This window comes from Veillonella sp. 3913 (assembly GCF_003992235.1).
In the GTDB taxonomy this organism is placed as follows: Bacteria; Bacillota; Negativicutes; order Veillonellales; family Veillonellaceae; genus F0422.
This window is the reverse complement of the sequence record NZ_RQVF01000008.1, coordinates 22,275-34,062: the sequence shown is the minus strand read 5'-3', so window position 1 is coordinate 34,062 and position 11,788 is coordinate 22,275. Positions and strand designations below refer to the sequence as shown.

Annotated in this window: 11 protein-coding genes and 5 tRNA genes; all 16 read right to left on the bottom strand. The window is 42.0% G+C overall.

Translation table 11 applies throughout. The features are described from left to right. A partial coding sequence (locus tag EO113_RS07850; protein WP_149306083.1) for a GTP-binding protein occupies nucleotides 1-107 on the bottom strand: 107 nt, incomplete at its 3' end. A 239-nt stretch (nucleotides 108-346) separates the two neighbouring features. Beyond that, complete coding sequence (locus EO113_RS07845) at nucleotides 347-970, bottom strand: hypothetical protein (protein ID WP_009353492.1); 624 nt, start codon at nucleotides 968-970, stop codon at nucleotides 347-349. 155 nt (nucleotides 971-1,125) lie between these two features. After that, a tRNA-Met gene (locus tag EO113_RS07840) sits at nucleotides 1,126-1,202 on the bottom strand. A 7-nt stretch (nucleotides 1,203-1,209) separates the two neighbouring features. Further along, nucleotides 1,210-1,285 (bottom strand) — tRNA-Thr (locus tag EO113_RS07835). Between the two features lie 26 nt (nucleotides 1,286-1,311). Beyond that, nucleotides 1,312-1,387 (bottom strand) — tRNA-Met (locus EO113_RS07830). A gap of 7 nt (nucleotides 1,388-1,394) precedes the next feature. Beyond that, a tRNA-Tyr gene (locus EO113_RS07825) sits at nucleotides 1,395-1,479 on the bottom strand. Between the two features lie 7 nt (nucleotides 1,480-1,486). Next, nucleotides 1,487-1,562: transfer RNA gene (locus tag EO113_RS07820), tRNA-Thr, on the bottom strand. A gap of 886 nt (nucleotides 1,563-2,448) precedes the next feature. After that, nucleotides 2,449-4,164, bottom strand: a complete 1,716-nt coding sequence (locus tag EO113_RS07815) for a hypothetical protein (protein ID WP_127135993.1) — start codon at nucleotides 4,162-4,164, stop codon at nucleotides 2,449-2,451. Continuing rightward, complete coding sequence (gene hypB, locus EO113_RS07810) at nucleotides 4,154-4,819, bottom strand: hydrogenase nickel incorporation protein HypB (RefSeq protein WP_127135992.1); 666 nt, start codon at nucleotides 4,817-4,819, stop codon at nucleotides 4,154-4,156. Before hypB ends, EO113_RS07815 begins: the two co-directional genes overlap by 11 nt. Before the next feature lie 9 nt (nucleotides 4,820-4,828). Next, nucleotides 4,829-5,170 (bottom strand): hydrogenase maturation nickel metallochaperone HypA, encoded by a 342-nt coding sequence (hypA, locus tag EO113_RS07805; protein WP_127062480.1) that lies wholly within the window; start codon nucleotides 5,168-5,170, stop codon nucleotides 4,829-4,831. After that, nucleotides 5,148-5,996, bottom strand: coding sequence for a bifunctional 5,10-methylenetetrahydrofolate dehydrogenase/5,10-methenyltetrahydrofolate cyclohydrolase (locus EO113_RS07800; protein ID WP_126939989.1), 849 nt, complete (start codon nucleotides 5,994-5,996; stop codon nucleotides 5,148-5,150). Before EO113_RS07800 ends, hypA begins: the two co-directional genes overlap by 23 nt. Nucleotides 5,997-6,073: 77 nt before the next feature. After that, nucleotides 6,074-8,062, bottom strand: a complete 1,989-nt coding sequence (locus EO113_RS07795; protein ID WP_127135991.1) for a penicillin-binding transpeptidase domain-containing protein — start codon at nucleotides 8,060-8,062, stop codon at nucleotides 6,074-6,076. Next, nucleotides 8,059-9,507 carry a CCA tRNA nucleotidyltransferase gene (locus EO113_RS07790; protein ID WP_240633685.1) on the bottom strand — a complete coding sequence of 483 codons (1,449 nt, stop codon included), beginning with the start codon at nucleotides 9,505-9,507 and terminating at the stop codon, nucleotides 8,059-8,061. The genes EO113_RS07795 and EO113_RS07790 overlap by 4 nt, the downstream gene beginning before the upstream one ends. A gap of 18 nt (nucleotides 9,508-9,525) precedes the next feature. Further along, on the bottom strand, nucleotides 9,526-10,401 hold the full coding sequence (gene sdaAA, locus EO113_RS07785; RefSeq protein ID WP_127135990.1) for an L-serine ammonia-lyase, iron-sulfur-dependent, subunit alpha: 876 nt from the start codon (nucleotides 10,399-10,401) through the stop codon (nucleotides 9,526-9,528). Nucleotides 10,402-10,409: 8 nt separating this feature from the next. Continuing rightward, on the bottom strand, nucleotides 10,410-11,075 hold the full coding sequence (gene sdaAB / locus EO113_RS07780; protein ID WP_127135989.1) for an L-serine ammonia-lyase, iron-sulfur-dependent subunit beta: 666 nt from the start codon (nucleotides 11,073-11,075) through the stop codon (nucleotides 10,410-10,412). Nucleotides 11,076-11,231: 156 nt separating this feature from the next. Then, a complete protein-coding gene (cptIN, locus tag EO113_RS07775) occupies nucleotides 11,232-11,714 on the bottom strand; it encodes a type III toxin-antitoxin system CptIN family toxin (RefSeq protein ID WP_126941247.1) in 483 nt (160 codons plus the stop codon). Nucleotides 11,715-11,788 lie beyond the last annotated feature (74 nt).

Here is an 11,788-nt window from a genome sequence, read left to right as displayed (position 1 = left end):
AGAACTTTAGTGATTGCTGCTGTTAAAGTAGTTTTACCATGGTCAACGTGACCGATAGTACCAATGTTAACGTGTGGTTTATTACGTTCGAACTTTGCTTTTGCCATTGTTAAAATAGCCTCCTTCATTACAAAAAAACTAATTACCTTTATTATATATGATTAAATAGAGAAATACAAATACACTTTACTTATTTTATAGGAATTACAGGTGCTTTCATTCCACTTATCGGATATTTCTGTGAAAGTCTAACCTCTGTTCCTCATTACATTTTATATAAGTAATTCAACATATATTCCGAGAACATACTATATAGGCGGCACAATATAGTATTCTAGCGCATAACTTACAAATATCTCAGCATATATTCTAAAATAATTTGCACAATACCAGTACCTAGCAATAATAAAAATGCTTTCATTAGGGTACTTTTAATAATACGAGCCATCAGGGATAGATTCATGTAGAAAATCCAGATGGCCACTGCAAAGAAAGCCCCTAAGAAGAGCCAAATAAGTTCCATACCGTAGGATGTTGCTAGGAAAAAACCTGTCCCAAAAAACGGCAACAAGAGCAAGCCTAAAACTACGCCATATACATTGGTGATGACCTTGCCGTAGATGAATCCTTTCACCACATCTGTCCAAGTCGCCTCACCTGTTGTCAATTTGTATAAGCCGAAGAAAATCGCACTGTTAAACAAAATGGACACCGCTTGAAATAGGAAAAAGACGATGGCCAAACCTATGATAATGGCCGAGCCTAAGGCATCAATCTCACGATAATAGGCAGGCATGAAAAAGCCTACCAACGGCAGTACTAAAGTAGCCACCAATAAACAGAATACCACTTCCAGACCAAAATAGGTAAGTAAACCTTTTTTTATCGTCCCATGTTCTGCAATTTGATCAAATCCCCTACTCTTAGGGTGCCAAATTAATTCTTTTAAATCATTAAACCATGTTGTCATATGTACCTCGTATTCTTAATACATAATGGTGCAACTCTATCTCATTTCACATAGAGTTGCCATATTTCTATATCTTCATTATACAAAGTCAAACTAGGAATTTCAATGTATATCTAATTTCGGACATAAAAAAATCCCCACCTAAGTGAGGTTATTGGTGGCGGCACACGGATTTGAACCGCGGACACACCGGGTATGAACCGATTGCTCTAGCCAACTGAGCTATGCCGCCAAGTATATGGAGCTAGTGACCGGGATTGAACCGGTGACCTTATCCTTACCAAGGATACGCTCTGCCGACTGAGCTACACCAGCACTATTCAATCACTAACGAATTAACATGGTTGCGGGGACAGGACTTGAACCTGCGACCTTCGGGTTATGAGCCCGACGAGCTACCAACTGCTCCACCCCGCGATGAAAATGGTGGAGGGAGAAGGATTCGAACCTTCGAAGTCGAAGACGGCAGATTTACAGTCTGCTCCCTTTGGCCGCTCGGGAATCCCTCCAAAAAAATGGAGCTGGCGATAGGAATTGAACCCACAACCTGCTGATTACAAGTCAGCTGCTCTACCGATTGAGCTACGCCAGCACATTTACATACATATTATATATGTCTTTATGTAGTTTGTCAAGAACTTTTTTCTACTCCGTAGTCCTGTTCTTGACTACTTTGATATAATACCACATTTATGATTCCTAACGCAAGTGTTTTATAAAAAATTTTTTAACTTTTTTCAGAAAATTTTGTCATACCTCTCAAACAATACATTATAACACCACTTTGGATAGGAATAGGTTCGTTCTTTATTACATTTATTACTGACATATCAAAAAATTTACCCTTATTATATAGAGCTTGCTGTTACAACAGTAGTATTTCACAACAAAATATGGTATACTAAATATACAAAAAGAAGAGCCATCAACGTTTGATCGGCGTTAGGCTCATCTCAAGAAAGTTTGAAATGAAAATGTGCCTAACGTATTAAGGTGACCAGACCTTATTCGTTAGGCTTTTTCATTACTTATATAGTAAATCTAAACGTGCTATGATCAGCATAGCAATTTGTATCAGTAAAGATAATATTGCAAGCCTCTTCATAGTATCACCTCCCTCCTACAATGTAGGAAGAGATGAACCTAACAATACGTTAATAGCCCTTCTAATAATATTATTATACCATAAATTCCTCAAATCGTTAATTTTTTAATAGATCAAAATCTCTAAGGAACGCAATTACGAGTAGTAGCCTTATGGCGTTGCTATATCAAATTTATACAAACACAAGAAGAGCACGGCGCACCCCCCAAGCGACGCAATTTTGCGTAGTAGCCTTGTGGCTTTCTCTTACTGACTATATCACACAAATGTAAGAAGACCGTAACACACCCCTGAACAAGCATAACCAGTGTATAGCTTGAGAAGGGTGTGTTACGGTCTTCACTTTATATAATTTAATTAAGAAAGCCACAGGCTACATAGCCGAAACAAGTTCGCTTTTCTTTTGGTTGGATAATAATATTTCTCTAATAAATGTATCATCCAATGTAAACAACAAATAGGTATGTTCTAGTACTGGATGACGATAGCCATACACTACACTTTTACTACTATCATGATGATTAGCAGGTTCTTCAAAATCTGGCACTCCGTAGAGATAGAGCAGTAAATATTTAGAATCTCCTAATGAAATGCCGCGTTTCGTCGTACCAAGCGATGAGTTGATCATGACACGAGTGATTTCGTGTTCCTTGTTATATGCGATAACTACATCCTTATACCCTAAAAATTCCTGACCGTACAGCTTTCCCCTTTCTTCCCAAGATCGATTAGGATCATTGGTAAATGTGTCACCTAATCGGTAACCCATCAAAGAGAAATCTGACTCCGTCATTGTATTAGGCTTAAACCTTTCTAATGTAGTGGCTGGTATAGCAAAACGAGGCCAGTCTTGACCCGTAATCATTCCCAAATGTGTCACTTTCCCATCTTTCAATGAAAGCCACACATAACCCACAGAACTGTTAGAACCTGCTAAAGAGTCACTAGTATAAGTATTCTTCACCAAATGTGAAAACTCCTCCCTTTGCATAGAACTTTTTTTTGTATTTGTTATAGTTTTTTCTTTATCAAGTTCACCAGCATATAGCCATAGCAATGAACCATCTTTGTTATCACGCCACATAGCCTGTGGTGCGCCCCAAGCAAAGAGCACTTCTCCACGTGTAGCGCCTACATGTACGTCCTCGTGTAAGAAGATATTCACCTTATCGGTCCATAGTAGGTTGATAGGATATTTTGGAGCTGAGGCTTTTTTCTTATCTTTTTTATCTTTCGCTACTGCTTTAGTATCATCACCCCTAGAAGAGGTTTCACCAGATGGCTTATTATCTTCAAAACTTCGGAAACCCTTGGAATCTCTAGACTTCTCAGATTCTGCAACTTCGGTATCAGGGGCATCGCCTACACCACTAGTATCAGCACTATCTGTCACCTCCCGGCTCTCAGCATCCTCACTGCCCTCAGCATAGCCCTCATCTAGCTCTTCTTTCACATCACTCTTTGCATCAGATGCGACATCATCTTTCACCCTTGCCTCTGTAGGTTTCTTCTTACTAATGGCCTCTAGTTTTTCTTTCAATAAATCCACGTCTGGGAATGTCCACGGTTCACGTTGTTTTGCATCCATGCGTGCTTTCGCCTCTGCTTCGAGTTCTTTAACAAATGCATCGGTAATAACGAGCTGTGGTATACGATTCGCCGTATAGGAAGTACCTACTAGTTCTAAGTTTTCTTCTTCCCCTTCTACAAAAGATGCTTTTTTCTCTTGTAAGAACTTACGCAACGCCAACTCTTCTGCCACCTGTTCTGGTGTTACAGTAAAGGTCGATGTCCCTAGGGACACCTTCCGTAGTACAGTGGTACCATTATGCTTTGTCTCTAATACAGTTTTTCCTTCCGCAGCATCTACTGTTGCTACATTCTTTTCATCCGAGCCTTTCTCCTTGGCAATCGAGTCAGTTGTCTTATTTACGGCATTTCCACTACCATCTTGTTTAGTAACAACAGACCCCACCTGTTTGTTAATTGTATTTTCACTAGTATCTTGTCCTAGCACAATCTGCGGCTGTACCCCCACCATACCTACTACTGCCATAGCCGCTAGGGCAACTTTCCAATTAGTTTTCATGGTTACGTCGCTCCTCTAGTTGTTCTTTCACCCAAGTAATCCATGGTGAAAGCCCTTCTGCCTGTGTACAGCTCACTTGGAAAATAGGTACACCTGGTTGTAAAGATTGAATATCTCGAATGGCCTCATCCATTTTGAATGGCACGTAGGGCAATAAATCAACTTTATTTAATAGAACTGCCGAAGATTCTTTGAATATCAATGGATATTTCAACGGTTTATCTTCCCCTTCCGTGATAGAGAGAACCGTTACTTTCATATCTTCACCTATGAAAAATTCTGCTGGGCATACTAAGTTGCCTACATTTTCAATGATGATGAGATCCAAGGCATCCAAATCTAGTTCAGCGATAGCCTTGCGAATCATATCCGCATCTAGATGGCAACCACCGACAGTATTAATTTGAATCACTGGTACGCCTGTGGCATGAATGCGCTCCGCATCCTTATCTGTGAACAAATCGCCTTCAATAACAGCAATACGATAATCCTTGGACAACGTTTGCAAAGTCGCCTCCAATAGGGAGGTTTTCCCCGCCCCTGGAGAACCCAATAAGTTCATTACCAAAATATGTTTATCTTTAAATTGTTCTTGTAGTGTTTCTGCAATGGCATCATTTTTAGCCAATACATTTGTCATTACTTGTACTTCCATAGTACTCCTTTAATCCATATCAATGGATGCCACACGCAATTCCCTGCCTTGTAATTCTTCTACGGCAAAGCTTTCACAGTGCGGGCATACATGACGATACTGTTCCATTGAAAATTCTTGGTGACAATCTAAACAACGTCCTTTCATAGGGATTGTTTCTATGTCTAGCTTCGCTCCCTCTGCCGCTGTTCCTTGTGTGACCGCATCAAAACAAAAATGTAATGCCTCTGGCTCTACCCCAGACAACGCACCAATCTGCACTTGTATAGCATGAATGATGGTGCCTTCATTCGCTTTCAATGTATCTAGCGCCACATCTACAATTCCCTCAGCGATGGCCATTTCGTGCATAATACGCCTCGTATAATCCTTCTAACATCATGGTAGTCGTCACAGACCCAACACCACCTGGCACAGGAGTGATGGCAGACGCCACCTCACTGGCAGAGGCGAAGTCCACATCCCCTACGGTTTGTCCCTCTAGGTCGTTAATACCTACATCGATCACCACACAGCCCTCTTTCAGCATAGAGCCATGCACCATATGTGCTCTACCAACCGCCGCAATAACCACATCTGCCTGTGCTAATTCAGCTGCTAAGTTTTGTGTGTTAGAATGGCAAATTGTCACTGTCGCATTACGTTCTAGTGCCAACAATGCCACTGGTTTACCCACCACTTGGCTACGGCCTAGAACAACCACTTTTTTGCCTGCTAGTTCAATGCCATAATGGTCGATTATCGCCATGCACGCTTTCGGTGTACATGGCACGTAGCCACCTTTACCAGAGCTAACCAATCCAATGTTATAGGTCGTTAACCCATCAATATCTTTTGCTGGGTCTAATCCACCAATCACCGCTTCACTGTCAATGTGTTTTGGCATTGGCATCAATGGCAAAACACCATAGATACGTTCATCTGTATTGAATCTATGAATCACCACCTCTACCTCTTCTTGCGTAGCAGTTTCTGGCAATTCTACTAACTCAGTGCCAAAGTTTGCCCCTTTCGCCACTTTTTCCATGAACGTAGCATACATTTTGGCTGCACCATCATCACCCACTAATAAAATACCTAGAGTGATCGTTACACCTTGGTCCACTAGTACTTGCATCTTCTCCAGTAGCACAGCCTTACGAGCCTGTGCTACTGGTTTTCCTAATAATTCTATCATGATATCCTCACATTCATATTCTCATAGCGTATCCCTATGTCATCTCTATCTCTATGTACCTACACAGCCTACGAATCTTACCGGCTAAAATGAACGGTAATCGATTCACCTTGTTCCAAGGTACTGCCTACCACCTCATCTTGTGAAATGGCATAGCCCGTACCGGTTGGTTTGAACGTTAATCCAGCTTCATGAACCCAATCACGGACCTCCCCATAGGCATGTCCCACGAAGTTTGGCACAATGACAGAGCCATCTTTATTCCGATGCACCGTCAATACCTTAGTTTCAGCTTTTGACTTGTCTTTATCACCGTGTTTACTACGAGTCGGCGAAAGCTTATAGTACCGCACTAATTGTGACATCACATCTTGGAATACAGGAGCCACAATTTGACTACCATAGTAAGTACCTGCTGGATCATCAATCACAACTAATGCTACAAATTGGGCATCTTCTACCGGTCCATAACCAATAAAGGACGCAATATAACGACCGTTCAAATAGCCTCCATGTTCAGCATCTAGTTTTTGCGCCGTACCAGTTTTACCAGCAAATTGATAGCCTTCTACATACGCCTTATGTCCACCACCTTCGGAGACTTCTTTCTCTAAAATATCCGTAATCTGTTTGGCAATACTTTCAGGTATCGGTTGACCTTGCTCCACATCTTGTGCCTCTTTATAAATCGTTCCATCTGGGTTCACGATGGATTTAATAATATGAGGTTTCATCATTTTGCCCCCATTTGCCAAGGCCCCATAGGCTTGTACCATTTGCAATGGTGTTACCGCACTCCCTTGTCCGATGGACATAGTCGCCGTATCTAGTTTACTCATCGTCTTCGGATCAAAAAGGATACCATCCCCCTCAGCCGGTAGTTCAATGCCTGTGGCTTTACCAAACCCAAATCGTTTGACATAATCTGTCAAAATATCTCCACCGGTAGTCGTACCCAAGTACACCATGCCCGTATTAAGGGAATATTTTAGAATATCTAGTAAGCGAACTTTACCTCTGCCTTTACCGTCCCAGTTTTTTATCGTATGCCCATCGATTAGAATGGTACCCGTATCATTGTACACTGTATCTAGTTGCCACTTTCCAGCTGCCAGAGCGGAGGCGGCAATAATCGGTTTGAACGTAGATCCTGGTTCATAAATACTTACCACCGCATTGTTCCGATAATCCTCAAGTTTCAGTTTATTCACATCCGTAGACATGCCTCGATTTTTGTTCGCCATTGCCAAGATTTCCCCTGTTTTAGGGTCCATAATAATCATGGCTGCACTGCGAGCCTTTGTATCTGCCATCGCTTTATCCAGTGCACGCTCTGCAATAAACTGCACCGTTGTATCAATGGTAAGATTCACCGATTTTTCTTGATCTGGTAAAAACTGAGATTGTACGGACTCAAAGACGGGGCGACCAGCTGTATCGTTGTAAATGCTGACTTTCACCTCATTACTGCGAATCACATCATCTAACGCTGCCTCAAGCCCTGCCTTACCTTCTGCATCCGCTTTGCCATCTTCATTGAATCCTACAAATCCAAGGACCTGCGCTAACAAAGTATCATTCGGATAATAGCGGCGGCTCTCTTTATGTAAGGTAATAAAGTTGAACTTTGCTTCCTTGATAGCTGCTTCTATACCATTGGAGTTCGGCACATCTAAGAGTCGATCAATCCATACAAAGGCCGTATCTTCATTTAATTTTTTAATAATCTCTTCTCTAGAAATGCGCACATAAGGAGCTAATACATCTGCCACTTCTTCTGGCGTTTTTTTAGCTACTACTCGCATCATAGTTGGGTCTGCGCTAACAGAGTTAACTGTTACACTCAATGCCAAGGGATTGCCATTGCGGTCAAAAATAGTTCCCCGTGGAGATTGTAAAACTCTATCCGTTAAAAATTGATTAGAAAACCGTTCAGAATAGGTATCTTTTGCCACAATCTGTACATAGGTATATCGCAATATAATTCCTAATGATATAAAAAATAGAACTAAGAACCACGAACCGGCATTCAAATTTAATCGTTTTCTTGCTGCTTGCACTTTCATGCATGGTACTCCTTTTTCTTTACTCGTTCGTATTTAGCCATTCCTGCCTTATGTAAGGCTTCTGGTGTATTGGGAATATCTCCCGCTTGTACTCTCTGTAAGAGAGTCTCCATTACTTCCTTCGTATAAGGTGCTACTAAATTGGGCAATGTGCGATCATAGCACAAATCCTTCGTGTGTACAGGCATCTGTTTTGCCATATCCATCATGCGTGTTCCATACTGGACTGTAGGTTCTGCATCTTTCGTGCCTCCTCCTAATACATCTGCCACACCTAGGGTTTTTAGATAGTCCACAGCCTCCACTAGATCCTTGGTTTCTCTAAATAAATTTTCATGAGATTCCTTCTGCAACCATTTACGTAAATCTGCAGAACCATTGGACACATAAAAGTGAAACCGCATATGTCGCTCTACAAGCCATACCACAAGATTTACAAATTCTTTAGCATAGCCTAAACGGGTCAAGATATTTCGTGCCATAGTGGCACCCACCCTATCATGATTACGATCCGTAATGCGCCCATTGTGAAAGCCTCGAACTCCTTCCATACCTTTCCCTACATCGTGGAGCAAAGCAGCCCAACGCAATACTAGATTCGGCGCCACCCTTTTTACTACTGCTAAAGTGTGGCACCATCCATCATGTACGTGGTGCTCTGGTGCTTGCGGTAAATCCACTAGATGAGTTAGCTCTGGCAATATAGGAATCCGTCGAGACTGACCCTCTATCGTTTGTTGGCAACATTGCTCATTTAAATGACTGCGCACCAACGCATCTAAAGCGAGATCTACATACTCACTAAGTAACATTTTTTCAATTTCTATACGCACTCGTTCTAAAGATAATCCTTCCACACGATATAGGTTCGGCTCTATGCCCGCCCAGGTGGCAGGATCAATAGAAAAGCCTAATTGTCCTGCAAATCGACATAATCGGAACATGCGCAACGCATCTTCTTGAAATCGCTCTTGGCTAGATCCAATGGTACATAAACGGCGTGCCACAATATCTCGTAAACCGCCTACTTCATCACGGACCTCACCACTTTCAGTAAGAGCAAGACCATTGATCGTAAAATCTCGCCGCTGTACATCCTCTAAAAACGTAGAAGGAAATTGTACTGCCACTGGTCGATGACTATCTTCACCATATTGTTCACTTCGATAAGTTGCTACTTCATAGGTATCATCACCCTCTGTAACCACAACCACCCCAAAGGAGGCGCCTACTACATTCGTCGTAATAAAGCCCTCAGTTCGTAGTACGTCGATGACCACCTCCGGCATAGCGGAAGTGACAATATCATAATCGTGAGGAATCCGTCCCATCTGTATATCTCGCACCGCACCACCCACAATATACGCTTCATAATGCGCTGCTTGTAAGGTCTGCAAAATGCGCAGAGCTCCTTTGTAGATAGAAGTCTCTTTGTATGCTTCCATGCCCATACTTACACCTCTCTATTTCTGATGGGCCAACCGATTTGTGATATCCACACCTGTTTTAGTTTTCGCCAAACCGCCTTCGCTCGTTTCACGAAGCGCTTCTGGTAAAGCCCGTCCAATGGAATCCATCGCTCCAATCACTTCATCTGCAGGAATGCGACTGCGCAAGCCTGCCATTGCCATTTCTGCCGCTGCCAACGCATGGACTGCATAAATACCATTCCGCTTTACACAAGGTACTTCTACGAGACCTGCCACGGGGTCGCAGACCAAACCCAGTACATTTTTCATGCACAAAGTCATAGCCGTCACCACTTCTTCCGTAGTACCGCCCATCATCGCCACTGCACACGCTGCTGCCATCGCCGCTGCTGTACCTACTTCGGCCTGGCAACCGCCCACCGCACCTGCTACGCAAGCTTGGTTTGTCACCACATTACCGACCCCAGCCGCCGCTAAAAATCCATTGATATACGCTTGGTCATCACAGTTGCACACTTCACCAACCGCTTGCATGACCCCTGGTAAAATACCACAGGCACCCGCCGTTGGACATGCCACAATGCGGAACATCTTCGCATTCGCTTCATTTACAGAAATGGCATAGCGCAAGGCACGATGCGTTAAGTCACTCAAAAAGATAGGCTTCCGCTCGTCTAATTGTTTCGCTTGTCCGCCAGACATGCCACTTTTACTTTTTCTTCTATCTGCTATGCCGTCATGAACAGATTCTTTAAAAATCTGAATACGACGACGTATTTCATCTAGCACAGCCTCTTTCGTAGCGTCCGTACTTTCTATTTCTGCCCGCAAGACCACTTCGGAAAAGGAAATACTTTCACGATCTGCCAGGCGTACAATATCTTCAATAGTATCGTATAAATAACTCATAGTATCCTCTATTCCAATGGTTCAAAATACATCACCGAGGAAATGCCCGCCACTTCCTTAATCTGTTGCAATGCCACTGCATCTACATCGGAATCCGTGGAAATGAGCATCACCGCTTCCGACCCTTTTCGTTTGCGGAATACACGCATGCTAGAAATATTGATACCCGCTAAGCCTAAAATATGCGTTACCCCTGCAATGACACCTGGTTGATCCGTATGGAACACAATAATTTGATGCTCTTCTCCGGTAATCTCTACATCGATACCGTCAATGTTGGTCACCGCCACTCTGCCACCACCGAGAGAGGACCCTGTCACAGACATATGCTTGCCGTCTTTGCCATACATATTGAACCGAACCGTATTGGGATGACCTGCATCCACTTCAGACTCGATGAAGGTATACTGAAAGTTCTCCTGCTGTGCAATTTCCAAGGAGTCGCGGATGCGCGCATCGTCGGCATCCATACCCAGCAACCCTGCCACCAAAGCACGATTCGTACCATGACCACGATAGGTTTTCGCAAAGGAACCATATAATGTCATAGTCACACTATCAGGACGCTCACGAAAAATAGACAAAGCCATCTTTCCCAAACGCGCCGCCCCTGCTGTATGTGAACTAGATGGACCAATCATAACGGGTCCAATAATATCAAATATACTACTCAACGTAGGTACCTCCTATTATCTATGTAGGAATATGTTATGTATCATTATCTGTACCTTATATCATACCATATTTGGGTCCTTCTCGTAAAAGAATAGTACCATAGAAAAAGCCTAATGCATTAAGGTGTACAAGATCTTATGCGTTAGGCTTTTTCATTAATTGTTTATAAGCAACTGCTTTTCAATTTCTAATATATTTGGAAAAATTAATCGTATCCCTTTTCTTTGTAATGCCAAAACTTTACGAGCTTTCTTTTCTAATTCTTTCTCTAGTCGCCCATCAACTCTAACAGGCTTATGATAAATAGCATCTATATATTCATTTTTAACATATGAAATACTAACTGGACACATATTTTGAATTAGAAACGCTTTTTCATGCCCTAGTACTTTTCCAAATAAAATGGTATCACATTTTCCATATTTATTAATTTTCGTATCATATATTTTTTGAAATTTATCTATTTGTGAAGAAAAGGGTATCATCCAATATAAATTAGTCGACACATCTAAAAAAGCATAAAAACATGGTCTATCATGTGCTTGACCATCTATAGTTTCCTTATTTTTCATTAAATATGGATCTGGAAAATCTACAAAATATTGATCGTTTATATAATAAAAGTGACCTGTTTTCATAAACCCTCCCTAAAAAATAGACTCCATTCTTTCGAATGGAGTCTACATATTTGAGCTCGAATACTTATTGAGTC